This window comes from Streptomyces sp. CB02261, from assembly GCF_001905665.1.
Lineage (GTDB): Bacteria > Actinomycetota > Actinomycetes > Streptomycetales > Streptomycetaceae > Streptomyces.
Genome location: NZ_LIVX01000001.1, coordinates 1,075,727 through 1,099,586 on the forward strand (window position 1 = coordinate 1,075,727; position 23,860 = coordinate 1,099,586).

Annotated in this window: 27 protein-coding genes, 1 tRNA gene and 2 riboswitches; of the genes, 9 read left to right on the top strand and 19 right to left on the bottom strand. The window is 70.3% G+C overall.

The window, feature by feature from the left end; genetic code table 11:
- Positions 1–5 precede the first annotated feature (5 nt).
- From AMK29_RS04860 to AMK29_RS04870, 3 genes are read right to left on the bottom strand one after another with little or no spacing between them, the layout of a single operon-like run.
- Positions 6–983: an ABC transporter ATP-binding protein gene (locus tag AMK29_RS04860; protein ID WP_073807844.1), complete on the bottom strand. Its 978-nt coding sequence runs from the start codon at positions 981–983 to the stop codon at positions 6–8.
- Between the two features lie 60 nt (positions 984–1,043).
- A complete protein-coding gene (locus AMK29_RS04865) occupies positions 1,044–1,991 on the bottom strand; it encodes an ABC transporter permease (RefSeq protein WP_073807846.1) in 948 nt (315 codons plus the stop codon).
- Positions 1,984–2,787 (bottom strand): ABC transporter permease, encoded by an 804-nt coding sequence (locus AMK29_RS04870; protein WP_073808319.1) that lies wholly within the window; start codon positions 2,785–2,787, stop codon positions 1,984–1,986. The genes AMK29_RS04865 and AMK29_RS04870 overlap by 8 nt, the downstream gene beginning before the upstream one ends.
- A 157-nt stretch (positions 2,788–2,944) precedes the next feature.
- Between AMK29_RS04870 and AMK29_RS04875 the strand changes: the two genes are divergently transcribed.
- Positions 2,945–5,287 (top strand): transglycosylase domain-containing protein, encoded by a 2,343-nt coding sequence (locus AMK29_RS04875; RefSeq protein ID WP_241845105.1) that lies wholly within the window; start codon positions 2,945–2,947, stop codon positions 5,285–5,287.
- On the opposite strand, the gene AMK29_RS04880 is transcribed toward AMK29_RS04875, so the two are convergent.
- The 3 genes from AMK29_RS04880 to AMK29_RS04890 all read right to left on the bottom strand — a co-directional run bounded on the left by AMK29_RS04880 (position 5,281) and on the right by AMK29_RS04890 (position 6,475).
- Entirely contained in the window at positions 5,281–5,601 is a 321-nt protein-coding gene (locus AMK29_RS04880) for a DMT family transporter (RefSeq protein WP_028811654.1), read from the bottom strand. The genes AMK29_RS04875 and AMK29_RS04880 overlap by 7 nt on opposite strands.
- Positions 5,602–5,634: 33 nt before the next feature.
- Positions 5,635–5,697, bottom strand: a riboswitch (guanidine-III (ykkC-III) riboswitch).
- A gap of 62 nt (positions 5,698–5,759) precedes the next feature.
- Positions 5,760–6,098, bottom strand: a complete 339-nt coding sequence (locus tag AMK29_RS04885; protein WP_073807849.1) for a GroES family chaperonin — start codon at positions 6,096–6,098, stop codon at positions 5,760–5,762.
- 56 nt (positions 6,099–6,154) lie between these two features.
- On the bottom strand, positions 6,155–6,475 hold the full coding sequence (locus AMK29_RS04890; RefSeq protein WP_073807851.1) for a DUF3618 domain-containing protein: 321 nt from the start codon (positions 6,473–6,475) through the stop codon (positions 6,155–6,157).
- Between the two features lie 136 nt (positions 6,476–6,611).
- On the opposite strand from AMK29_RS04890, the gene bcp reads away from it, so the two are divergent.
- From bcp to AMK29_RS04915, 5 genes are all read left to right on the top strand, one after another.
- Positions 6,612–7,085 (top strand): thioredoxin-dependent thiol peroxidase, encoded by a 474-nt coding sequence (bcp, locus tag AMK29_RS04895; RefSeq protein WP_073807853.1) that lies wholly within the window; start codon positions 6,612–6,614, stop codon positions 7,083–7,085.
- Positions 7,086–7,196: 111 nt separating this feature from the next.
- Positions 7,197–8,693, top strand: coding sequence for a glycine betaine/L-proline transporter ProP (proP, locus tag AMK29_RS04900; protein ID WP_073807856.1), 1,497 nt, complete (start codon positions 7,197–7,199; stop codon positions 8,691–8,693).
- A gap of 164 nt (positions 8,694–8,857) precedes the next feature.
- A complete protein-coding gene (locus AMK29_RS04905) occupies positions 8,858–9,508 on the top strand; it encodes an HNH endonuclease signature motif containing protein (RefSeq protein WP_073807858.1) in 651 nt (216 codons plus the stop codon).
- The gene (locus AMK29_RS04910) at positions 9,505–10,212 is read left to right on the top strand and encodes an HNH endonuclease signature motif containing protein (RefSeq protein ID WP_073807861.1); all 708 of its coding nucleotides are present in this window, start codon (positions 9,505–9,507) and stop codon (positions 10,210–10,212) included. The genes AMK29_RS04905 and AMK29_RS04910 overlap by 4 nt, the downstream gene beginning before the upstream one ends.
- Positions 10,178–10,261, top strand: a tRNA-Leu gene (locus AMK29_RS04915). Before AMK29_RS04910 ends, AMK29_RS04915 begins: the two co-directional genes overlap by 35 nt.
- A 55-nt stretch (positions 10,262–10,316) precedes the next feature.
- Here AMK29_RS04915 and rdgB read toward each other — a convergent pair.
- The 4 genes from rdgB to AMK29_RS04935 form a co-directional block, all read right to left on the bottom strand.
- Positions 10,317–10,919, bottom strand: a complete 603-nt coding sequence (gene rdgB, locus AMK29_RS04920) for an RdgB/HAM1 family non-canonical purine NTP pyrophosphatase (RefSeq protein ID WP_073807863.1) — start codon at positions 10,917–10,919, stop codon at positions 10,317–10,319.
- An 8-nt stretch (positions 10,920–10,927) separates the two neighbouring features.
- Entirely contained in the window at positions 10,928–11,308 is a 381-nt protein-coding gene (locus AMK29_RS04925) for a hypothetical protein (protein ID WP_073807866.1), read from the bottom strand.
- 137 nt (positions 11,309–11,445) lie between these two features.
- Positions 11,446–12,177, bottom strand: coding sequence for a ribonuclease PH (gene rph / locus AMK29_RS04930; RefSeq protein WP_073807869.1), 732 nt, complete (start codon positions 12,175–12,177; stop codon positions 11,446–11,448).
- Between the two features lie 89 nt (positions 12,178–12,266).
- Positions 12,267–12,500 (bottom strand): glucose PTS transporter subunit EIIB, encoded by a 234-nt coding sequence (locus AMK29_RS04935; protein ID WP_073807872.1) that lies wholly within the window; start codon positions 12,498–12,500, stop codon positions 12,267–12,269.
- A gap of 236 nt (positions 12,501–12,736) precedes the next feature.
- On the opposite strand from AMK29_RS04935, the gene AMK29_RS04940 reads away from it, so the two are divergent.
- Together AMK29_RS04940 and AMK29_RS04945 are read left to right on the top strand one after the other, a co-directional pair.
- A complete protein-coding gene (locus AMK29_RS04940; RefSeq protein ID WP_073807877.1) occupies positions 12,737–14,038 on the top strand; it encodes a PTS transporter subunit EIIC in 1,302 nt (433 codons plus the stop codon).
- Positions 14,039–14,304: 266 nt separating this feature from the next.
- Positions 14,305–15,570 carry a PTS transporter subunit EIIC gene (locus AMK29_RS04945; protein WP_073807879.1) on the top strand — a complete coding sequence of 422 codons (1,266 nt, stop codon included), beginning with the start codon at positions 14,305–14,307 and terminating at the stop codon, positions 15,568–15,570.
- 59 nt (positions 15,571–15,629) lie between these two features.
- Here AMK29_RS04945 and AMK29_RS04950 read toward each other — a convergent pair whose 3' ends face one another.
- The gene (locus AMK29_RS04950) at positions 15,630–16,382 is read right to left on the bottom strand and encodes an MBL fold metallo-hydrolase (RefSeq protein ID WP_073807881.1); all 753 of its coding nucleotides are present in this window, start codon (positions 16,380–16,382) and stop codon (positions 15,630–15,632) included.
- A gap of 199 nt (positions 16,383–16,581) precedes the next feature.
- Here AMK29_RS04950 and AMK29_RS04955 point away from each other — a divergent pair, with 199 nt between their 5' ends.
- Complete coding sequence (locus AMK29_RS04955; RefSeq protein ID WP_073807883.1) at positions 16,582–17,070, top strand: type II toxin-antitoxin system PemK/MazF family toxin; 489 nt, start codon at positions 16,582–16,584, stop codon at positions 17,068–17,070.
- 120 nt (positions 17,071–17,190) lie between these two features.
- Here the strand turns inward: AMK29_RS04955 and AMK29_RS04960 are convergent, their stop codons facing one another.
- The 8 genes from AMK29_RS04960 to AMK29_RS04990 form a co-directional block, all read right to left on the bottom strand.
- Positions 17,191–18,141, bottom strand: a complete 951-nt coding sequence (locus AMK29_RS04960) for a PLP-dependent cysteine synthase family protein (protein WP_073807885.1) — start codon at positions 18,139–18,141, stop codon at positions 17,191–17,193.
- 5 nt (positions 18,142–18,146) lie between these two features.
- The gene (locus AMK29_RS04965) at positions 18,147–18,425 is read right to left on the bottom strand and encodes a MoaD/ThiS family protein (protein WP_073807888.1); all 279 of its coding nucleotides are present in this window, start codon (positions 18,423–18,425) and stop codon (positions 18,147–18,149) included.
- Positions 18,426–18,517: 92 nt separating this feature from the next.
- Positions 18,518–18,634 carry a putative leader peptide gene (locus AMK29_RS37750; RefSeq protein ID WP_311775886.1) on the bottom strand — a complete coding sequence of 39 codons (117 nt, stop codon included), beginning with the start codon at positions 18,632–18,634 and terminating at the stop codon, positions 18,518–18,520.
- Positions 18,635–18,678: 44 nt separating this feature from the next.
- Complete coding sequence (locus AMK29_RS04970) at positions 18,679–19,464, bottom strand: ABC transporter ATP-binding protein (protein WP_073807890.1); 786 nt, start codon at positions 19,462–19,464, stop codon at positions 18,679–18,681.
- Positions 19,461–20,543: a FecCD family ABC transporter permease gene (locus AMK29_RS04975; protein WP_073807892.1), complete on the bottom strand. Its 1,083-nt coding sequence runs from the start codon at positions 20,541–20,543 to the stop codon at positions 19,461–19,463. The genes AMK29_RS04970 and AMK29_RS04975 overlap by 4 nt, the downstream gene beginning before the upstream one ends.
- Before the next feature lie 9 nt (positions 20,544–20,552).
- Positions 20,553–21,527, bottom strand: coding sequence for an ABC transporter substrate-binding protein (locus AMK29_RS04980; RefSeq protein WP_073807894.1), 975 nt, complete (start codon positions 21,525–21,527; stop codon positions 20,553–20,555).
- Between the two features lie 39 nt (positions 21,528–21,566).
- A riboswitch (cobalamin riboswitch) is annotated at positions 21,567–21,683 on the bottom strand.
- A 9-nt stretch (positions 21,684–21,692) separates the two neighbouring features.
- Entirely contained in the window at positions 21,693–22,121 is a 429-nt protein-coding gene (locus tag AMK29_RS04985; protein ID WP_073807896.1) for a Mov34/MPN/PAD-1 family protein, read from the bottom strand.
- 76 nt (positions 22,122–22,197) lie between these two features.
- On the bottom strand, positions 22,198–23,625 hold the full coding sequence (locus tag AMK29_RS04990) for an amino acid permease (protein WP_073807898.1): 1,428 nt from the start codon (positions 23,623–23,625) through the stop codon (positions 22,198–22,200).
- Between the last annotated feature and the right edge of the window lie 235 nt (positions 23,626–23,860).

The window sequence follows — 23,860 nt, forward strand, 5'->3', positions numbered from 1 at the left end:
ACCTCCTACCTCAGGGACTCCCGGCGCTCGTCCCGAGTTCCCCCGTACATCTTCGCGATCACCGCCTCGATGTCCGGCTCCCGCACCGAGAGGTCGAGGAGCGGGTACCCCGAAGCCACCGCCGCCACCAGTGGCGCCGCCGAGGCCGTGGCCGGGAAGGCGAGCCACTGGCGAGGGCCTTCCGCCCGTACGAAACGGGCTCCCGGCACGTCGATCGGGGGCAGTTCGCGTTCCAGGTCCACGACCAGGAGCCGTTCGCTCTCGCCGACGGCGTGCAGGCCGGCCAGCTCCCCGTCGTACATCAGCCGCCCGTGGTCGATGACCATGACCCGCGAGCAGAGCTGCTCGATGTCGGTGAGGTCGTGGGTGGTGAGCAGGACCGTGGTGCCTCGGGTGGTGTTGAGGTCGCGGAGGAACTCCCGGACCCTTCCCTTAGAGACGACGTCCAGGCCGATCGTCGGCTCGTCCAGGTACAGCACCTCCGGGTCGTGGAGGAGGGCGGCGGCCACGTCGCCGCGCATCCGCTGGCCCAGGGAGAGCTGCCGGACGGGGACGTCGAGGAGGTCGCCGAGCTCCAGGAGCTCGACGCAGCGGTCGAGGTTCTCCCGGTAGCGGGCGTCGGGGATGCGGTACATGCGGTGCATCAGCCGGTACGAGTCCTTCAGCGGCAGGTCCCACCAGAGCGTCGTCCGCTGCCCGAAGACCACCCCTATCCGCTGGGCCAGCCGGGTCCGTTCGCGCGCCGGGTCGATGCCCGCGACCCGCAGCCGGCCGCCGCTGGGGGTGAGGATGCCCGTCAGCATCTTGATCGTGGTCGACTTCCCGGCGCCGTTCGGGCCGATGTAGCCGACCATCTCGCCCCGCTCGACGCCGAAGCTGATGCCGTCGACCGCCCGGACCTCCTTCCTCTCGCGGCGGAGCAGGCCCGCCTTCCGGCGGACCGTGAAGGTCTTCTCCAGTGAGTCCAGTTCGATGAACGGCACCGTGCTTCGACTCCCTTCCTTGCCTGGGCCTGGGCCTGCACAGCCCCTCTTCGGCCTTGTTCAGCTTCCTGTCGACCGGTAGGAGCGGATCCCCGCCCGCCACGCGATCCCCGCCACCCCGCAACAGGCCGCCGCCACCAGCGGCGAGGCGAACGCCGTCCACTCCGGTACGCCCGCCGGGGCCGGCCGGCCGAGCACGTACAGGGCGGGCAGCCAGTTCACGAACGCCAGCGGGACCACGTAGACGACACCCCTCACCAGCTCCTGGGCGAAGATCGTCGGCGGGTAGCCGAGGAGGGTGTTCCCGCCGTACGTGAAGGAGTTCGTGACCTCCGCCGCGTCCTGCATCCAGAACTGCACCGACGCGCCGAGGACCATCAGCGCGGAGAAGATCACCGCCCCGCAGACCACCGACACGGGCAGCAGCACCGCCTTCGCCGGCGTCCAGGTCACGTCGAGCAGGACCAGGCCCCAGATCAGGACGAACAGGCCCTGTGCGATCCGGCCGAACCGCCGCAACGCGAACTTGTCCGCCGCCACCTGGGCGAGGAGCGGCGCCGGGCGCATCAGGAACACGTCGAGCGAGCCGTCCCTGACCCGCCTCCCCATCCGCTGCAGCGAGCCCATCGTCAGGTCCGCGATCCCGAACGACGTGCCCGTCGTCCCGTACAGGAGGGCGACCTCCGCGAAGCCGAAGCCGCCGAGGCCCTCCACCTGGCCGAACATCAGGAGGATGACGACGAAGTCGAAGAAGGTGACGCAGAAGCTGGTCACGAGCGTCAGCGCGAAGGACGCGCGGTACGCCATCGTGGACCGGATCCACATGCCCGCCACCAGCCGGTACGTCCGCCAGGAGTCCGCCGACCTCCCCCGGGACGTACGCCAGGACTCCCGGACCGTACGCGGGGAGCCCCGGCCCGTACGCGGGGACCCCCGGCCCGTACGCGGGGACTCCCGGCCCGTACGCGAGGGCTCCTGGGCCAGGTCGCCGCCGGCCGTCTCAGCCACCCTGCACCACCACCTTCCGTGTCGCCGCCGCCTGCACCAGCCGCCCCGCGCCGAGCAGCACGAGGGCCCAGCAGCCCTGGAAGGCGTACGCGCCCGCCAGCTCCGCGCCCCCCTCGTACTTCCCGAGGTACACGTCCGCCGGCACCTGGAGCAGGGACGCCCAGGGCAGCATCCGCGCGACCTCGCCCAGCGCGCCGGGGAACACGTTCAGCGGGAGCAGCATCCCCGAGAAGAACAGGCCTCCCAGCCAGACCACCTGCACCACGCCCTGGCCGTCGAGCAGCCAGAACGCGCTCATCGCCGCCAGGTACCAGATCGCGAAGCTCACGGTCGAGCCCAGGGCGACGGCCACCAGGAAGGCGAGCCAGGCGCCCGGTCCCGACGGCAGGGTGAACCGGAAGGCGAGCGCGCCGACCGCCATCGGGACGGCGCCACGGCCGAGCAGCTGGAAGGCGCAGCGGCCGGCGTTGGCCGAGAACCACCAGGCCTGGAGGTCGGCCGGGCGGTAGAGGTCGACGGCGATGTCGCCGGTCCTGATCCGCTCCATCAGCTCTTCCTCGAAGCCGCCGCCCATCAGCCCGCAGACGGTGAGGAGCGCCTGTCCGATCCACACGTAGGCGAGGGCGTCGTCCATCGAGTAGCCGCCGAGCTGCGGCCGTTCGTCCCAGAGGGCGATGTAGGTGTACGACAGGATGAAGCCGAAGACGCTGTTGGTGAAGACCCCCGCCGCCGTCGCCACCCGGTAGGTGGCGTGGCGCCGGAACCCGCTCGCGGCCACCATCGCGTACAGCCGCAGCATGAGGTTCCCTTTCCGGCACGAATGGCAGCGAAGCGCACGACCCTAGTGGTCGGCGGCAGGCCTCCGCGACCGGATTTCACGTCAGATCCGGGTCGCTTTCGGCACTTTCCTCTCGTTCGGTGCAGTATCTGGTGTCATGTCCCTTTCCTCCGGCATGAGTGAATCCGACGCCCCCCGGCCATCCCACCCGGCCCCGGAGGGCGGCTGGGAGCCGAGGGACCCCACCCTCCCCGCACGGACACCCCCGCCCCGCCGCCCCAGACGCTCCCGCCCCCGCCGCGTCCTGCGCGCCCTCGTGGGGCTCCTCCTGCTCGGCACCCTGCTGCTCGTCGGCGCCCTCGTCGCCGGCTACCTCCTCGTGGAGATCCCGCCCGCCAACGCCGCCGCCGTCGCCCAGTCCAACGTCTACCTCTACCGCGACGGCAGCCCCCTCGCCCGCGACGGCGAGGTCAACCGCGAGAACGTACGGCTCGACCGCGTCCCGCTCCCCGTCCGCCAGGCCGTCCTCGCCGCCGAGGACCGCGACTTCCACACCTCCCGCGCCGTCGACCCCAAGGCGATGCTCCGCGCCGCCTGGAACACCGTCACCGGCAAGGGCCGCCAGTCCGGCTCCACCATCACCCAGCAGTACGTCAAGAACTACTACCTGGGCCAGGAACAGACCCTCACCCGCAAGGCGAAGGAGTTCTTCATCGCGATCAGACTCGGCCGCGAGAAGAGCAAGGAGGAGATCCTCCAGGGCTACCTGAACACCAGCTACTTCGGACGGAACGCCTACGGCGTCCAGGCCGCCGCCCGCGCCTACTACGGCAAGGACGTCGAAGACCTCGACACCGCCGAAGGCGCGTACCTCGCCTCCCTCCTCAAGGCCCCCAGCGCCTACGACGTCACCACCCACCCCGAGAACCACGCCAAGGCCGTCGCCCGCTGGGACTACGTCCTCGACGGCATGGTCACCGAGGGCTGGCTGACCCCCGCCGACCGCGCCGCCGCCCGCTTCCCCGTCCCGCAGACCGCCCGCCCCGCCACCGGCCTCTCCGGGCAGCGCGGCTACCTCGTGCAGGCCGTCGAGCAGTACCTCACGGACCGCGGGATCGTCGACGAGAAGACCCTCGCCGGCGGCGGCTTCCGCATCACCACCACCCTGGAACCCGCCAAGCAGGACGCGCTCGTCCAGGCCGTCGAGGACCGCGTCGCCTCCCGGCTCGACCCGGCGAGCGCCCCCGCCGACCGGTACGTTCGGGTCGGAGCCGCGGCCGTCGACCCCGCGACCGGCGAGGTCCTCGCCATGTACGGCGGCGTCGACTACACCCGGCAGTACGTCAACAACGCCACCCGCCGCGACTACCAGGTCGGCTCCACCTTCAAGCCCTTCGTCTTCACCGCCGCCGTACAGAGCGGGGCGCAGACCCAGTACGGCGAACCGATCACCCCGCACACCCTCTACGACGGCACCAACCGGCGCCCGGTCGAAGGCTGGAACGGCGGCCCGTACGACCCCGCCAACGAGGACGACGAGAGCTACGGCGAGATCCCCGTCGGCACCGCCACCGACCTGTCGGTGAACGCCGTGTACGCCCAGATGGCCGTCGACGTCGGCCCCGGCCACGTACGCCGGACCGCCGTCGCCCTCGGCCTGCCCGGCTCCACCCCCGACCTCACCGCCTCCCCCTCCATCGCACTCGGCCCCGCCACGGCCAGCGTCCTCGACATGGCGACGGCATACGCCACCCTGGCCGCACACGGCCGGCACGGCGCCTACACCCTGGTCGAACGGATCACCCGGGACGGCCACGAGCTGACCCCGCCGGACGCGCCCGCCCAGCAGGCGGTGAGCCGGGAGGCCGCCGACACGACCACGTCGATCCTGCGGAGCGTCGTCGAGACGGGCACGGGCACGGCCGCGCAGACCGCCGGCCGCCCCGCGGCGGGCAAGACCGGCACGGCCGAGGACGACAAGGCCGCCTGGTTCGCCGGCTACACCCCGGAACTCGCGACCGTCGTCGCCCTGATGGGCCAGGACCCCGAATCGGGCCGCCAGATGCCGCTGTACGGGGCGCTGGGCCTGCCCCGGATCAACGGGGGCGGGGCGCCCGCCGAGATCTGGGGCCAGTTCACCCGGGAGGCACTGGCCTCCACCCCGCCGCAGGACTTCGACCTCCGGCTGATGCCCGGCACGGAGGAGCCGCCGCCGATGCCGGACGGCCTGGAGGAAGGGGAAGGGGCGGAGGGCGCGCGGGACGGTGGAGACCCGGAGGGCGCGGGGCGGTCGGCCGGGTTCGCGGAGCCGCCCCTGACGGGCGAGGCGGGGCCGGACGCCACGGTCTCCCGCAGCCCCCGGCCCCCTCGTACCGACGACGCCCGTACGGACGACCCACGTACGGACGACCCTCGTACCGACGACCCTCGTACCAACTCCCGGATCGACGTCCCCCGGATCGACGACCTCCGTACCGACCCCGGTGCCGACGACCCCCGGCCCGGCACCCGTCAGTGACCCGAGGTCGCCTTCAGACCGACCACGGCGACCAGCAGCAGACACACGAAGAAGATCCGGGCGGCGGTCGCCGGCTCACCCAGCACCACCATGCCGAGCACCGCCGCACCGGCCGCACCGATCCCGACCCACACCCCGTACGCCGTACCGATCGGCAGCGTCTTGGCGGCATGCGACAGCAGCAGCATCGAGGCGACGATCCCGGCGCCCGTGAACACACTCGGCCACAGGCGGGTGAAGCCGTCGGTGTACTTCATCCCGATCGACCAGCCGACTTCCAGCAGACCCGCGACGACGAGAAGAACCCAGGCCATGACGACGACACCTCCGCGAGACGGAACAACAGGAGTGCGTCGTCTTGTCGCAGAACCCGGTACGGCGCGTCTCGTCGGGGTGTCTCCAGGCTAGCAAAGGACACACGAAGGCCCCGGTGACACTGCTCACCGGGGCCCAGGGGGTGTCCCACTGGTCCCTACAGGTACAGGCCGGTCGAGTCCGTCGCGCCCTGGAACCGGTCCGCGGCCACCGCGTGCAGATCGCGCTCCCGCATCAGGACGTACGCGACACCCCGCACCTCCACCTCGGCCCGGTCCTCCGGGTCGTACAGCACCCGGTCACCGATCTCGACGGTACGGACGTTCTGACCGACCGCGACCACCTCGGCCCAGGCGAGACGACGGCCGACCGCGGCCGTCGCCGGAATCAGGATGCCGCCGCCGGAACGCCGCTCCCCCTCCGGGGAGTCGGTGCGGACCAGGACCCGGTCGTGAAGCATCCGGATGGGCAGCTTGTCGTGCGTGTTCTCGCTCACGGGGTGAACCTACCTGCCCCGCCGTGACACCCGGGGCGCGGAGGGGGCACCCCCGCTCATCGCCTGCCCTTGCGGGAGGAGAAGGCGACCAGCCCGATGACCGCCACGGCCACCAGCGCCACCGGCACCACACGCTCCAGGCGGGGCGCTCCGTCCTCATGGGTGAAACGTGCCTTCACATCCGAGACCGTCCGGTTGACGGCGACGAAGGCCCGCCCGGCGGTCTGGTCGACCGTCGAGGCGACCTTGGCCTTAGCGTCCCCGATGATCGTCTTCGGGTGCATCCGAATGCCGATCTCGTCGAGAGTGACGGCGAGCTGCTCGCGCCGGCGGACGATGTCCGCCTCGATCTGCGCAGGGGTCCTGGACTCCGACACCGCGCTGCCTCCGTAGTCGTATTCCGGTCGTTGACGGACAGTCTGTCAGCTTCGCCACCGATGGGCCGTCCCCGACCCCCCTCAGTCTCCCCCCATTAGGCTCTCCTCGCGTACGCGAACCATCCCGAGGAGAGCCATGAGCGAGCGACTGCAGCCCGGCGACACCGCCCCCGCCTTCACCCTTCCCGACGCGGACGGCAACGAGGTCTCCCTCGCGGACCACAAGGGCCGCAAGGTCATCGTCTACTTCTACCCGGCCGCCCTCACCCCCGGCTGCACCAAGCAGGCGTGCGACTTCACGGACAACCTGGACGTGCTGGCCGCCGCGGGATACGACGTCATCGGCGTCTCCCCCGACAAGCCGGAGAAGCTGGCGAAGTTCCGCGAGAAGGAGAACCTGAAGGTCACCCTGGTCGGCGACCCGGAGAAGACGACCCTGGAGGCGTACGGCGCCTTCGGCGAGAAGAAGCTGTACGGCAAGACGGTGACGGGCGTGATCCGGTCGACCGTCGTCGTCGACGAGGAGGGCAAGGTGGAGCACGCCTTCTACAACGTGAAGGCCACCGGCCACGTCGCCAAGATCATCAAGGACCTGTCCATCGGGTCCTGAGACCCCTCCTGACGTGACGCACGTCCCAATCAGGGACGCGTTCCGTTTGTGAACGGCATGACCGTACAGAAGCCCTCCTTGGAGTGTCTCCCCCAGAGAGGACGTACGGTCATGCCGGCCACAGACCGCGATCCCGCGGCCGATCCCCAAGCCCGCAGACGCCATCCGCGCCTGTTCAGGGCCGTCACCCGGCGCCGGCAGCCCAAGCTGCGACGCACCGACATCACGGTGACGGACGAGGCGGCCGTGAAGCGTGCCGTCCGGGCAGCCTCCCTGGGCAACGCCATGGAGTGGTTCGACTTCGGCATCTACGCCTACCTGGCCGTCACCCTCGGCCACGTCTTCTTCCCGTCCGGCAACGACACGGTCCAGCTCCTGTCGTCGTTCGCGACGTTCGCGGTGGCCTTCCTGATCCGCCCGCTCGGCGGCATGGTGTTCGGCCCGATGGGTGACCGGCTGGGCCGAAAGAAGGTCCTCGCGCTCACCATGATCCTCATGGCGGTCGGCACCTTCGCGATCGGCCTGATCCCGTCGTACGCCTCCATCGGCTTCTGGGCACCGGTCCTCCTGATCCTCTTCCGGATGCTCCAGGGCTTCTCCACCGGAGGCGAGTACGGCGGCGCCTCGACCTTCATCGCCGAGTACGCGCCCGACCGCCGCCGCGGCTACTTCGGCAGCTTCCTGGAGTTCGGCACGCTCGCCGGCTACGTCGGCGCGGCGGGCCTGGTGACGGCGCTCACCACCTGGCTCGGCTCCGACACGATGGAGGCGTGGGGCTGGCGCGTGCCGTTCCTGGTCGCCGGCCCGCTGGGCCTGGTCGGCCTCTACCTGCGGCTGCGGCTAGACGAGACACCGGCCTTCCAGAAGCTGGAGTCCGACGTGACGAACGTCTTCGACGCGGCGGACCCGGTGGAGGCCACGACCAAGGGCGACCTGGCGAAGATCTTCCGGCAGCAGTGGCCGGCACTGATCCTGTGCGTCGCGCTGGTCGGCGCGTACAACATCACCGACTACATGGTCCTGTCGTACATGCCGACGTACCTCTCCGACGAGCTCGGCTACAGCGAGACCCACGGACTGCTGATCCTGCTGCTCGTGATGGTCCTGCTGATGCTGATCATCACTCAGGTCGGCCGTCTGAACGACCGCTTCGGACGCAAGCCGGTCCTGATGGCGGGCATGCTGGGCTTCCTCTTCCTGTCGCTGCCCGCGTTCCTGCTGATCGGCCAGGGCGGCGTGCCGGCGATCACGGCCGGCATGCTGATGCTCGGCCTGTCGCTGGTCTGCATGCTGGGCACGATGTCGGCGGCGCTCCCGGCGCTCTTCCCGACGGACGTGCGGTACGGCTCGCTGTCGGTGGGCTACAACGTGTCGACGTCGCTGTTCGGCGGTACGACTCCGCTGGTCATCACGGCCCTGATCGGCTGGACCGGCAGCAACCTGATGCCGGCGTACTACGCGATGGGCGCGGCGCTCGTCGGCGTGATCGCCGTGGCCTGCATGAAGGAGACGGCCCAGCAGCCCCTGGAGGGCTCACCCCCGTCGGTGGAGACCCCGGAGGAAGCGGCGGAACTGGTGATGGCCCAGGCCCCGGAACCGAAGTTCTGACCCCTCGCCCCCCCTGAACGGCCCGCCCCGGACACCACCGGCGCGGGCCGTTCCGCGCTCCCGGCCGGTCGCGATATCCGTACGCGATATGACGTGACCGTCCGATATCCGGCTCGTTAGCCCGTACGAGGCCACGAACGGGTGGCCGGGTCGGAGGGGGTCCCATGGGGACGAGCGTGTACACGAGGGAACGGCTCGAAGTGGCGGCGCGAGGGGCGCGGACGCTGACGGAGGCGCTGGAGCGGCTGGGAGTGAACCCGAGAAGCGGGTCCCGCCGGTACGTGCGCGACCGGATGCGGAAGCTGGGGGTGGACACGTCGCACTTCGAGCGGGAGGGGGTGCGGTGGACCCGGGAGGTCCTGGAGGAGACGGTGAGGGCGTCCACGAGCATGTACGACGTGTTGCGCCGGCTGGGCGTGGAGGTCGTGGGCGGACAGCATGCCCACATCAGCCGACGCGTCAAGGCCTACGGCATCGACACCTCACACTTCACACCCTCGGTCCGGACAGAGAACATGCGGTTCAACCAGCGGCGGCGAACACCTGCGGAAGTGCTGGTCGAGAATGAGTCGCCTCATGCCCGACGCGGGCGAAGTGATCGCCTCAAGCACGCCATGCTGGAGGTCAGCGTCGAGAACCGGTGCGCAGAGTGCGGGAACGAGGGCGTGTGGCTGGACGCGCCCCTCCCGTTGGAGGTCGACCACATCGACGGCAACTGGCGGAACAACCGGATCGAAAACCTGCGGTTGCTCTGTCCCAACTGCCACTCCGCGACGGACACGTACCGAGGCCGCGCCAAGAGGCGGTCGGCATGACCCTCGGCATGGGATACACGCGTGAGCGGCTGGCCGAAGCCGCCGTACGCTGCTCAGACATCAAGGAAGTCGTGAAATACCTGGGCGCCGAGCCGTACAGCGCACTTCCCCGATACCTCATGAGGCGGTTCGCTCACTTCGGTATCGATGTCTCGCACTTCCCACCGTCCGGAAGACGCTGCCGTCCGAAGGCGTCAGAGTTGCGGGAGGCGGTCGCCGCGTCACAGTCACTCAGGGAGACCCTTCGCCGCCTGGACCGCCCGGACAACGGCGCGCAGCGCGCCAACCTGCGGCAGTGGATCACCGACGACGGGCTGTCGATCGCGCATTTCTTGGGGCAGGCCCATCAACGAGGCAAACCGAGCGCGACGGCCAAACGCCCTGATGAGGTCCTGGTGAGGCATGACAACGAACACCGGACCACCACCAAGCGACTGCGCCGCGCGCTGCACGAGGTCGGTGTACCCGAGCAGTGCACACGGTGTGGAACGGGACCCGAGTGGCTGGGCAAGCCGTTGACGTTGGAGATCGACCACATCAACGGGGACTGGCGGGACAATCGCGGCGAGAACCTGCGGTTGCTGTGCCCTAACTGCCATGCCGTCACCCGTACATGGTGCAGGGGAGGGCGAGGCGCCCGACCAGCCCCGGTACCATTGCAGGCGGCAAGCGGCGGTGGCGCAACGGCGACGCAGCAGACTTAGGATCTGTGGCCCTTGATCGGGCTTGAGGGTTCGAATCCCTTCCGCCGCACACGAACGGCCTGCGTATCGAAGGATCGATGCGCAGGCCGTTGCCATGCGGGCCCTCAGCCCAGCAGCTCCCGCACCACCGGCACCAGTGCCCTGAACGCCTTGCCTCGGTGGCTGATCGCGTTCTTCTGCGCCGGGGTCAGTTCCGCGCAGGTCACGTCGTGGCCCTCGGGCTGGAGGATCGGGTCGTAGCCGAAGCCGTTCGTGCCCGTGGGGGTGTGGCGGAGGGTGCCCCGCATCTGGCCTTCGACCACGCGTTCCGTGCCGTCGGGGAGGGCCAGCGCGGCCGCGCAGGCGAAGTGGGCGGCGCGGTGTTCGTCTCCGATGTCGGAGAGCTGGGCGAGGAGGAGGTCCAGGTTGGCGCGGTCGTCGCCGTGGGTGCCGGACCAGCGGGCGGAGAAGATGCCGGGGGCGCCGTTCAGGACGTCGACGCAGAGGCCGGAGTCGTCGGCGACGGCCGGCAGGCCGGTGGCCTGGGCCAGGGCGTGGGCCTTGAGGAGGGCGTTCTCGGCGAAGGTGACGCCGGTTTCCTTGACGTCGGGGATCTCCGGGTACGCGTCCGCGCCGACGAGTTCCAGGTCGAGACCTGCGTCGGCGAGGATCGCGTGGAGTTCGGTGATCTTGCCCGCGTTGCGGGTGGCGAGGATCAGACGGGTCATGGGACCGATTATCCCGGCGTGCAGACCTTCGCCACCTCGCCGGCCGCGTCCGTGATCGGCTGGATGTCCGGGGTCGCGTCGCCTTCCTTGACCGCGGTGCGGACGGTCTCGACGCCCTTGGTGAGGTCGTCGACGGCCTTCGCGAGGTCGGCGTTGTCGGTGGTGTTCTTGAGGTTGCCGAGCTCCGTGGAGATGGAGTTGAGGGATTCCTCGATCTGCGTCGGGTCGTTCGAGGCGTTGGAGACGGCCTGTTCCAGCTTCTGGACGGACGTGGCTATCGCGTCGGCGGTCTTGACGCAGTCCATGGCGGTGTCGAGCGCCCCACAGCCGCTCAGGACGGTCGTGAGTGCGGCGGCCGTGGCCACCGCGAGTGCGAGACGGCGCTTCAAAGCGGGTCCTCCCCCTGTGCATGACGATCGTGCGGGCGCACGGATCGTATCCGTGCGCCCGTGTGTCCGACAGGACGCATTCCGGGGGTACGGGGTTGCGCCGGGGTGGCGCAACCCCGTGGTGGCCCGGGTGTGCTCTAGAGCGTTCCTTCGAGGGCCTTGCGCTGGATCTCGGCGAGGTCGGCGCAGCCGCCGGACGCGAGGTCGAGGAGGGCGTTGAGTTCCTTGCGGTCGAAGGGTTCGGCTTCGGCGGTGCCCTGGACCTCGACGAAGCGGCCGTCGCCGGTGCAGACGACGTTCATGTCGGTGTCGGCGCGGACGTCCTCCTCGTAGCAGAGGTCGAGGAGGGGGACGCCGTCGACGATGCCGACGGAGACGGCGGCGACGGTGCCGGTGAGGGGCTTGCGGCCGGCCTTGACGAGCTTCTTGCCCTGGGCCCAGGCGACGGCGTCGGCGAGGGCGACGTACGCGCCGGTGATGGCGGCGGTGCGGGTGCCGCCGTCGGCCTGGAGGACGTCGCAGTCGAGGACGATGGTGTTCTCGCCGAGGGCCTTGTAGTCGATGACGGCGCGCAGTGAGCGGCCGATGAGGCGGGAGATCTCGTGGGTGCGGCCGCCGATCTTGCCGCGGACGGACTCGCGGTCGCCGCGCGTGTTGGTGGCGCGGGGCAGCATGGAGTACTCGCCGGTGACCCAGCCTTCTCCGCTGCCCTTGCGCCAGCGGGGGACGCCCTCGGTGACGGAGGCGGTGCAGAAGACCTTGGTGTCGCCGAAGGAGATGAGGACGGAGCCCTCGGCGTGCTTGCTCCATCCGCGGTCGATGGTGACGGGGCGGAGCTGTTCGGGGGTACGGCCGTCGATACGAGACATGGGTCGAGCGTAGCGGGACATGACGGAGGGCCCGTTCCCCTGCCGGAACGGGCCCTTGTCGAGGTGAGGTGCCGACCTGGGTCAGCTGCTCACATCATGTCTTCGATGTCGGCGGCGATGGGGTCGGCGTCGGTGCCGATGACGACCTGGATCGCGGTGCCCATCTTCACGACGCCGTGGGCGCCGGCGGCCTTGAGCGCGGCTTCGTCGACCAGTCCGGGGTCCACGACCTCGGTGCGGAGGCGGGTGATGCAGCCTTCGACCTCTTCGATGTTGTCGATGCCGCCGAGCCCGGCGACGATCTTCTCAGCCTTGCTGGCCATGTGTCTCTCCCTGTCCGTTCCGTTCGCGGTGGACGCGAATCTCGGCGCACCTGCGGTCCGCTTTGTCACGGTAACCCACGGTTGGCCCAACTTCGCGAGCGAGTGCCGCCGTTCTGTCGAAGGATGACGATCACCGGCGGCCTGTCCTCAGTGGGCTCCGGGAGCCTACCGCAACTGGTCTACACCAGTCTGCAACGAGACGCGGACCCGGCTTGTTCCGGGCAGGGAGGACGCCGATGAGTACGGACAACGCCGCGGCCGCGCCGAGGAAGAAGTCCTGGGGCAGCGGCCTCTTCCAGGGTCTGCAGAAGATGGGCCGCAGCCTTCAGCTCCCGATCGCCGTCCTCCCGGCCGCGGGCATCATCAACCGGCTGGGGCAGGACGACGTCTTCGGCCCTGAGGGGCTCGGCTGGGACAACGTCGCGAAGGTGATGAAGGGCGCCGGTGGCGCGCTGCTCGACGGCAACCTCGGACTGCCCCTGCTGTTCTGCATCGGTGTCGCGATCGGTATGGCGAAGAAGGCGGACGGCTCGACGGCCCTGGCCGCCACGGTGGGCTTCCTCGTCTACTACAACGTGCTGCGTCAGTTCCCCGAGGACTGTCCGCCCGGAACGGCGGACATCATGGGCGGCTGCCTCGCGCCCGAGCAGGCGTTCAGCGGGTACACGTACCAGAACCCGGGTGTCTTCGGCGGCATCGTCATCGGTCTGCTCACGGCCTGGTTCTGGCAGCGGTATCACCGGACGAAGCTCGTGGACTGGCTGGGGTTCTTCAACGGCCGCCGTCTCGTCCCGATCATCATGACGTTCGTGGCGATCGCGTTCGCCGCGCTCTGCCTGTGGGTCTGGCCGCCGATCGGCGACGCCCTGGAGAGTTTCAGCGACTGGCTGGTCGGTCTGGGCGCCTGGGGTTCGGGCATCTTCGGCGTCGCGAACCGCGCGCTGCTGGTCATCGGCCTGCACCAGTTCCTGAACGTGCCGATCTGGTTCCAGTTCGGTTCGTACGAGAAGCCGGACGGCGCGGTGGTCAACGGCGACATCCCGATGTTCCTGGCGGGCGACCCGGAGGCCGGGCAGTTCCTGACGGGCTTCTTCCCGATCATGATGTTCGCGCTGCCCGCGGCGGCGCTCGCGATCACCCACTGCGCGAAGCCGCACCGGCGCAAGGAGGTCGGCGGTCTGATGCTCTCCGTGGCCCTGACCTCGTTCGTCACCGGTATCACCGAGCCGCTGGAGTACTCGTTCCTCTTCATCGCGCCGGCGCTGTACGCGATCCACGCGGTGCTGACGGGTGTCTCGATGGCGGTGACCTGGGCGCTCGGGGTGAAGGACGGTTTCAGCTTCTCGGCCGGTCTGATCGACTACGTGATCAACTGGAACCTGGCGACGAAGCCGTGGCTGATCATTCCGATCGGTCTCGGGTTCGCGGTCGTGTACTACGCGATCTTCCGGTTCGCGATCACCAAGTTCGACCTTCCGACCCCCGGCCGCGAGCCGGAGGAGGTCGAGGAGGAGATGGAGCGGGACAACATCAAGTGACCTGACCGCTTCGGGGCTTTCGTCCCGATCGCAGGACCCCAAGGGCCCCTGGACCTCACCGTCCGGGGGCCCTTCGTCGTCACTTTCCGGCCATGGCCGAGCACAGAGAATTCGTAGGTTCCTTATCTAAGTCTCACGTGCTAAAACTGGTCTACACCACTCAATGGTGTAGACCACGCGGTCCAGACCACCGCGTTCCACGAGACGCCGCCGTCCCCCCGTGACACCTGTCCCCAGGCGGCGCCTTGCCTTACTGGAGGAAGTTGATGAGTACGGCCACCGCCCAGGCCGCCGCTCCCGCGAAGAAGCGCGGATCCGGCCTGTTCCAGGGCCTGCAGAAGGTCGGTCGCAGCCTGCAGCTGCCGATCGCCGTGCTGCCGGCCGCGGGTATCTTGCTCCGTCTCGGCCAGCCCGACGTCTTCGGCGCCGAGGGTCTCGGCTGGGACAAGGTCGCCACCGTCTTCGCCTCCGCCGGCGACGCGGTCTTCGCCAACATGCCGCTGCTGTTCTGCGTCGGCATCGCCATCGGCTTCGCCAAGAAGGCCGACGGCTCCACCGCCCTCGCCGCCCTCGTCGGCTTCCTCGTCTACTCGAGCGTCCTCAAGGCGTTCCCGGTCACCGAGGCCGTCGTCAACACGACCGCGAACAAGGGTGTCGACGTCGCCGCGACGTACAACGACCCCAAGGTCTTCGGCGGCATCATCATGGGCCTGCTCGGCGCCGTCGTCTGGCAGCGGTACCACCGCACCAAGCTGGTCGACTGGCTCGGCTTCTTCAACGGCCGCCGTCTCGTCCCGATCCTCATGGCCTTCGTCGGCACCGTGATGGGCGTCCTCTTCGGCCTCCTCTGGGAGCCCGTCGGCAACGTCATCACCGACTTCGGCAACTGGATGACCAGCCTCGGCGCCGTCGGCTCCGGCATCTTCGGCGCCATCAACCGCGGACTGCTCCCGGTCGGCATGCACCAGTTCGTGAACACCGTCGCCTGGCAGGAGATCGGCAGCTTCACCGACTCCACCGGCGCCGTCTGGCACGGCGACCTGCCGCGCTTCTTCCACGGTGACCCGTCCGCCGGCCAGTTCATGTCGGGCTTCTTCCCGATCATGATGTTCGCCCTCCCGGCCGTCGCCCTGGCCATCACCCACGCCGCCCGTCCCGAGCGCCGCAAGGTCGTCGGCGGCATGATGTTCTCGCTCGCCCTGACCTCGTTCGTCACGGGCATCACCGAGCCCATCGAGTTCGCCTTCATGTTCCTGGCGCCGCTCCTGTACGTGATCCACGCGGTGCTCACCGCGGCCTCGATGGTCATCACCTCGGCCCTCGGCGTGCACCACGGCTTCACCTTCTCGGCCGGTGCACTGGACTACTTCCTGAACTGGACGTACGCCACCAAGCCGTGGCTGATCATCCCGATAGGCCTGGTCTTCGCGGTCGTCTACTACGCGGTGTTCCGCTTCGCGATCACCAAGTTCGACATCATGACGCCGGGCCGCGAGCCCGACGAGGAGGTCGAGGACCTCACCAAGGCGTGAGCCCCGCCCCCAGCGCGGGAGGGCCCCGGAACCGTACGGTTCCGGGGCCCTCCCGTCGTTCAGACCTCGTACACCGCGCCCGGTCTCGCCAGCTCCGACGGCCCGTCGAAGACCGCGCGCGCGTCCGCCAGGTTCCGCTCGCCGTCGGTCCACGGCGGGATGTGGGTGAGGACCAGCCGGCCCACCGACGACCGGGCCGCCTCCGCCCCCGCCTCCCGGCCGTTCAGGTGGAGCGCCGGGATGTCCTCCTTGCCGTGGGTGAAGGAGGCCTCGCAGAGGAAGAGGTCGGTGCCCCGGGCCAGGTCGTGGAGCGACTCGCAGACACCGGTGTCACCGGAGTACGTGAGCGAACGGCCCCCGTGCTCGATCCGGATGCCGTACGCCTCGACGGGATGGCACACCTTCTCCGTACGGACGGAGAACGGGCCGATCTCGAAGGCGCCCGACTTTAGGGTGCGGAAGTCGAAGACCTCGCTCATCGAGGTGGGGGACGGCGTGTCCGCGTACGCCGTGGTCAGGCGCTGCTCGGCGCCCTCCGGGGCGTAGACGGGCAGCGCGTCGCAGCGGCCGCCCTCGTGCCGGTAGTAGCGGGCGACGAAGTACCCGCACATGTCGATGCAGTGATCCGCGTGCAGATGGCTGAGGAAGATCGCGTCGAGGTCGTACAGACCGATGTGTCGCTGCAGCTCGCCCAGGGCGCCGTTGCCCATGTCGAGGAGCAGCCGGAAGCCGTCGGCCTCGACGAGGTAGCTCGAACAGGCCGAATCCGCGGACGGGAACGACCCGGAGCAGCCGACGACGGTGAGCTTCATGGAGCGGGGACCTCCGTGGACGGATACGGAAAGCGCGCTGAGGAGGGGGCTGTGCGGTCTGTCGAGCGTAAGGCGCGCCCGGGCGTGCCGCTCCTTCGTGGTGGCCCGTTGTGGGCGAACTCACGGGCTCTGTCACCGGTTCGGATGGATGGCGGGCCGCTGCGGCGGAGTGAGCGGTGCGCCGGTACCGTCTTGGGGTATGGACACGTCGTGGTGGCCCGCGCTGGTCGCGGTCGTGGTGATCGCGCTGGTCGTGGCGCTCGCCGACGGGTGGAGGCGTTCGCCGCGCCCTCCGTCGGGGCGGGGTAGGGCTCCGGAGCGGACCCGGCCGCCCGGTCGGCCCACGGGGCCGCGGAAGGCTCCGGCGCGGCCGGGCCGGGTGCCGAGGCCGGCGGAGATCTGGTGGGCGGACGTGCCGTTCGAGGACGGTCCCGGTTCGAAGGACCGGCCGTGTCTGGTGCTGTCGCTCCGCGGGGACAGCGCGCTCGTCGCCAAGATCACCAGTAAGTACCACGACGAGCGGCCGGGGGTCATCGCGCTGCCGCCGGGGGCGGTGGGTGACGCGCAGGGCCGGCCGAGCTTCCTGGAGACGGACGAGCTGCGGGAGGTGCCGGTGGCGGACTTCCGGCGGAGGGCGGGGACGGCGGACCCGGTGGTGTGGGACCAGGTCCGCCATCTGGCGCGCTAGCGGGTACGCGGCGCCCGGGGCCGCCCGCACGGGGGCGGGGGCCGGCGGGTACGCGGCGCCCGGGGGCGCCCGCAGCGGGTGCGCGGCGCCCGCGGCGCCCGCGCGAGCGGGGGCAGGGGGCTACGCCCAGAGCTGGCCCTGGACCGCTTCGATCGCTTCCTCTGTCGTCTTCGCGGTGTAGAGGCCGGTCGACAGGTACTTCCAGCCGCCGTCGGCGACGACGAACGCGATGTCGGCGCTCTCGCCGGCCTTGACCGCCTTGGTGCCGACGCCGATGGCGGCGTGCAGCGCGGCGCCCGTGGAGACGCCCGCGAAGATGCCCTCCTGCTGGAGGAGTTCGCGGGTGCGGGTGACCGCGTCGGCGGAGCCGACGGAGAAGCGGGTGGTGAGGACGGAGGCGTCGTACAGCTCGGGTACGAAGCCCTCGTCCAGGTTCCGCAGGCCGTAGACGAGGTCGTCGTAGCGCGGCTCGGCGGCGACGATCTTGACGTCGGGCTTCTGCTCGCGCAGGTAGCGGCCGACGCCCATCAGCGTGCCCGTCGTGCCGAGGCCGGCGACGAAGTGGGTGATGGAGGGGAGGTCGGCGAGGATCTCGGGGCCGGTGGTGGCGTAGTGGGCGCCGGCGTTGTGCGGGTTCCCGTACTGGTAGAGCATCACCCAGGACGGGTTGTCGGCGGCAAGTTCCTTGGCGACGCGCACGGCCGTGTTGGATCCGCCCGCCGCGGGGGACGAGATGATCTCCGCGCCCCACATGGCGAGCAGCTGACGGCGCTCCTCGCTGGTGTTCTCGGGCATGACGCAGACGATGCGGTAGCCCTTCAGCTTGGCGGCCATGGCGAGGGAGATGCCGGTGTTGCCGCTGGTCGGCTCCAGGATGGTGCAGCCGGGGGTGAGGCGGCCGTCCTTCTCGGCCTGCTCGATCATGTGGAGCGCGGGGCGGTCCTTGACCGAGCCGGTCGGGTTGCGGTCCTCCAGCTTCGCCCAGATGCGGACGTCGTCCGAGGGCGAGAGCCGGGGGAGGCGGACCAGCGGCGTGTTGCCGACGGCGGCCAGCGAGGAGTCGTAGCGCATGTGGATCAGACCATGCCACCGGCGACGGCCGGCAGGATCGTGACGTTGTCGCCGTCGGTGAGCTTGGTGTCGATGCCGTCGAGGAAGCGGACGTCCTCGTCGTTGAGGTAGACGTTGACGAAGCGGCGGAGCTTGCCGCCGTCGACGATGCGGGCCTCGATCCCGGTGTGGCGGGACTCCAGGTCGGCGAAGAGCTCGGCGAGGGTCGCGCCGCTGCCTTCGACGGCCTTCTCGCCGTCGGTGTAGGTGCGGAGGATGGTCGGGATGCGGACCTCGATGGCCATGGCGTGGGCTCCTGTCGGAAGTGACGTGGTGGGCGCGCTGCTGGGGCCCCCGCGCGGAGGGGGGTCGTACGAAGGTGCGCTCGGCCGGTCGCTCAGAGCGCGGCGCGGGTCGGACAGATCGCGCTGGCGAGGCGGCACAGGTCGACGTGCAGGCGGCCTACGAGCATGACTGTGCTCGGAGTCTCTTCGCTCACGTCGTGGGAAACCATGGGCTCATCGTATCGATTCCCGGTCCGGGTTCCGGAATGTGATCTCACATGATGGATGGTTCGTGCCCGCCTGCCGGACCGTGCAGGTAGACGACGGTCGGGCTGCCGGTCCTGGGATGGGGGATGACCTCGGCGTCCACCCCGTAGACGGCGGCGAGGAGGGCGGGGGTGAGGACCTCGGCGGGGGTTCCGCCGGTGACGACGCGGCCGCGTTCCAGGACGTAGAGACGGTCACAGTACGCCCCCGCGAGGCTGAGGTCGTGCAGGGCGAGCAGGTTGGTGGTGCCGAGGGTGCGGACGAGGGCGAGGACGTCCAGTTGGTGGCGGATGTCCAGGTGGTTGGTGGGTTCGTCGAGGACGAGGAGCGCCGGGTCCTGGACGAGGGCGCGGGCGACGAGGGCGCGTTGGCGTTCGCCGCCGGAGAGGGTGGGGTACGGGCGGTCGGCGAGGTCCGTGAGGCCGACGCGGGCGAGGGCGGCCTCGGCGCGTTCCCGGTCGGCGCCCGTGTCGCCCTCCCAGAACCGTTTGTGCGGGGACCGGCCGAGGGTGACGAGTTCGCGGACGGTGAGGTCGAACTCCAGGGCGCTGTCCTGGGGGACGGTCGCGACTCGGCGGGCGCGGGCCTTGGGGCCGAGGGTGTGGAGGTCGTCGCCGTCGAGGGTGGCGTGTCCTGCGGTGGGGGCGAGGGTGCCGTAGACGCAGCGCAGGAGGGTGGTCTTGCCGCTGCCGTTGGGGCCGATGAGGCCGACGGTCTCGCCGGGGCGGACGGTGAGGTCGACGTCGTGGAGGCGGTCCTCGTACGAGAGTCCGCGCAGGCGCAGTTCGGTCACAGGGCTGCTCCTTCGGGGCGCCGGCGCAGCAGCCAGAGGAAGAACGGGCCGCCGGTGAGGGCGGTCAGGACGCCGACGGGGATGTCCTGGGGTGCGGCGACGGTCCGGGCGGCGAGGTCGGCGAGGACCAGGGCGAGCGCTCCGCCGAGCGCGGCGACCGGGAGGAGCCGGCGGTGCGGGGCGCCGACGGCGAGCCGGGCGGCGTGGGGGGCCATGAGGCCGACGAAGCCGACGGCTCCGCTGGCCGCGACCATGACGGCGGTGACGAGGGAGGCGAGGACGAAGACGGCGGCGCGGAAGCGTGCGGTGTCCAGGCCGAGGACGACCGCGCCCTCTTCTCCGGCGAGGAGGAGGTCGAGGGGGCGGGCGAGGGTGAGGAGGGCGCCGGTGCCGAGGGCGAGGACGGCGGCGGGCAGGGCGAGGGTGTCCCAGCGGGCGCTGCCGAGGCCGCCGAGGGACCAGAACAGGGCTTCCTGGAACTGTTCGGGCCGTCCGGCGACGACCAGGAGGAGGGTGGCGAGGGCGGAGAGGATGTAGGAGACGGCGACCCCGGCGAGGACGAGCCGGGGGCCGGTCATGGTGCCGCCGCGGCGCGCGAGCCCGTAGACGAGGACGAGGGCGAGGAGGGCGCCGGCGAAGGCGCCCGCGGGCAGGGCGATGGTGGTGGTGACGCCGCCGAGGAGTCCGGCGCCGCCGCCGGCGACGAGGACGAGGACGGCTCCGGCGGATGCGCCGGAGGAGATCCCGAGGAGGAAGGGGTCGGCGAGCCGGTTGCGGACGAGGGCCTGGAGGACGGCGCCGACGACGGCGAGTCCGGCGCCGACGATCACGCCGAGCAGGACCCGGGGCAGCCGGACGTCGAGGACGATCGTCCGGTACGGGGAGGGGCCGGACCGGCCGGTGAGGGCGTCGAGCACCTGGCCGGGCGGGACGCGGACGGAGCCGAGGGCGAGCGCGGCGAGGGCGGCGAGGGCCAGGGCGGTGAGGAGTCCGGTGACGACGAGGGCGTACCGGACGCGGCGCGCGGGGGCCGGGGCGGCCCGGACGGGGGTCCGGGCCGGGCGGGGTGCGGTCTTCATCGGGCCGGGTCAGCGGGTGGCGGGGTGGAGCTGGGCGGCCAGCTTGTCGACGGCCGCGGGGACGCGGACGCCGAGGACGGTGTCGGAGAGGGGCAGGACGGCGAACCTGCGGTTCCTGATCGCGGGGACGTCCTTGAGGGCGGGGTCGTCGAGGAGCCGCCGCTTCTTCTGTTCGACGGTGGTGGAGCCGTAGTCGTAGATGACGACGACCTCGGGCTTCCGGGCGACGACCTGTTCCCAGGTGGCGTCGCCGAAGGGCTTGTCGAGGTCGGCGAAGACGTTGTGGCCGCCGGCGCGGGTGATGAGCTCGTTGCCGATGCCCTTGCCGCCCGCGGTGAAGGCGGTCTTGTCGCCGCTGTCGTAGACGAAGACGGAGACGGGCTCGACGCCCTTCAGGCGCTTCTCGGTGGCGGCGACGGTTCCGCGCGCCGCCTCGGTCCAGGTGGCGGCCCGGTCGGGGACGCCGAAGGTCCGGCCGATCTCGGTGACCTCGCGGTAGAGGTCGTCGACGGAGGGCGAACCGGTCGGGCAGTACTCGGTGTTGAGGCGGGTGTCGATGCCGGCGCGCCGGAGGTCGTCGCGGCCGCGGCCGTCCTTCGCGGTGAAGGCGGAGGTGTAACCGCCGTACACGAAGTCGGGGTTCGCGGCGAGCAGGGCCTCCTTGGAGGGGTACTCCTTCGCGAGGACCGGGACGGTGTCGTACGCCTTCTTGTAGGCGGGGAGGATCGCGTCGTCGAGGTAGGCGGTGCCGACGAGCGACTTCTCCAGGCCGAGGGCGAGCATGATCTCGGTGACGTGCTGGTTCATGGTGACGGCGCGCTTCGGCGGGGCCTGGTACGTCGTCTTCACACCGCAGTTGGTGACGGTGTACGGGAATCCCGGTGCGGCCTTCGCCGCGGGTGCCTGTTCCGCGGGGGCCGCGCAGCCGGCGAGCAGGGAGACGAGGGCGGCGGCGGGCAGCAGGGTACGGCGGGGCCAGGTCATGACGGAATGCCTCCTCCGGGGATTTCCACGTCCCCAGTCGGTGGTGAGAGGCGGCAGGTCAGTTCCTGGCTCCCAGCGCCCGGGGGCGCTGGTCACAGTGGCGGGACCGTGCCGGATTCTCACCGGCTTCCTGGGTCCTGCCGCCCGTTGGTCCCGGTCAGTGTCTCAGGCGTCGTACGCCTCGACGACCTTGACGTCCTCTTCCGTCACGACGCCCTCGACGATGGTGAAGGAGCGGAACTGGAAGGGGCCCGCGCCGTCGCTGTCGGCGGTGGAGACGAGGACGTAGTGGGCGTGGGGCTCGTTGGCGTACGAGATGTCCGTGCGGGACGGGTAGGCCTCGGTCGCGGTGTGGGAGTGGTAGACGATGACCGGCTCCTCGTCCCGGTCGTCCATCTCTCGGTAGAGCTTGAGGAGGTCCGCGGAGTCGAACTCGTAGAACGTGGGCGAGCGGGCGGCGTTCAGCATGGGGATGAACCGCTCGGGGCGTCCGGTGCCGGCCGGTCCCGCGACGACGCCGCAGGCCTCGTCGGGGTGGTCCGCGCGGGAGTGTTCCACGATCTGGTCGTACAGGGCCCGGGTGATGGTCAGCATGCCGACAGGATAAGCAGACGGGCCGCCCCGTACCGAGGAGTGGTACGGAACGGCCCGGATGCCGAGACGTGCGAGGTCAGCCGCGCTTGACGAAGGCGGCGCCCTCGGGGTTGCGGGACTTCAGGACCAGGTAGGAGACGCCCAGGACGAGGCCCCAGACCGGCGCGCAGTAGAGCGAGACGCGGGCGCCCTCGTCGATGCCCATCATCACGATGACCATGCCGATGAAGAGGAGCGCGAACCAGCTGGTGTAGGGGGCTCCCGGGGCCTTGAAGGTGGACTCGGGGAGCTCGCCGCGGTTCGCCTTGGCGCGGTAGCGGATCTGGCTGACCAGGATCATGATCCAGGCCCACATGCCGGAGATGGTGGCGAAGGAGACGACGTACTCGAAGGCCTTGCCGGGGGCGACGTAGTTGATCCAGACGCCGACGAGCATGAGCGAGGCCGAGAAGGTCAGGCCGAGCAGCGGGGTGCCGCTCTTGGTGAGGCGGGTGAAGACCTTCGGGCCCTGGCCGTTGAGCGCGAGGTCGCGCAGCATGCGGCCGGTGGAGTACATGCCCGAGTTGCAGGAGGACAGGGCCGCGGTCAGCACCACGAAGTTGACGATGGCGGCGCCGACGCCGAGGCCCATCTTCTGGAAGGCGGCGACGAACGGGGAGACGCCCGGCTGGAACTCGGTCCACGGGACGACCGACAGGATCATGATCAGCGCGCCGACGTAGAAGACGGCGATGCGCCACGGCACGGTGTTGATGGCCTTGGGCAGGACGGTCTTCGGGTCCTTGGACTCGCCCGCGGTGACGCCGACGAGCTCGACGGCGAGGAAGGCGAACATCACGATCTGCAGGGTCATCAGCGTGCTGCCGATGCCGTTCGGGAAGAAGCCGCCCTGGTTCCACAGGTGCGCGACGGTGGCGGTGTCGCCGGCGTCGGAGAAGCCGATGGTGAGGATGCCGGCGCAGATCAGGATCATGCCGATGATGGCGGTGACCTTGACCATGGAGAACCAGAACTCCAGCTCACCGAAGAGCTTCACGGAGATGAGGTTCGCGCCGTAGAGGATGACCGTGAAGACGAGTGCGGAGATCCACTGCGGGATGTTCCACCAGTACGTCATGTAGGTGGCCGCCGCGGTGACCTCGGTGATGCCGGTGACGACCCAGAAGAGCCAGTACGTCCAGCCGGTCACGAAGCCCCAGAACGGGCCGACGAACTCGCGTGCGTACTCCGCGAAGGAGCCGGACACGGGGCGGTACATGAGCAGCTCGCCCAGGGCCCGCATGATGAAGAAGATGACCAGGCCCGCGATGGCGTACGCGAGGATCAGGCTGGGGCCCGCCTTGGCGATGGCCTTGCCGGCGCCGAGGAACAGGCCGGTGCCGATGGCACCGCCGATCGCGATCATCTGGATCTGCCGGGCGCCGAGGCCTCGCTGGTAGCCCTCGCCGCCGTCCACGGCCCCGTCGGTGCCGTCGTGCTGCTTGTCGACCTGCACAGAGGTCATGGTGGTGCGCCTTTCTCCATGCTGATCCGCGCGACTGCGTGTGCGTCTGCCGCGGACCAGATCCTGATCCCCCCGGATGTGGATGGAGTGCCACCGGCGGTCAGCCGGTCGGAGCGCCCTCGGGAACAGGGGTGGCGTCCCCGAGCGGTCGTGAAGATTTATCACGGCGTGGGACGTGATCGAGGGAGTTGCGTGTGGCGCACGCCACAGAGAACGGCGGGCGAAAGGCACGCAA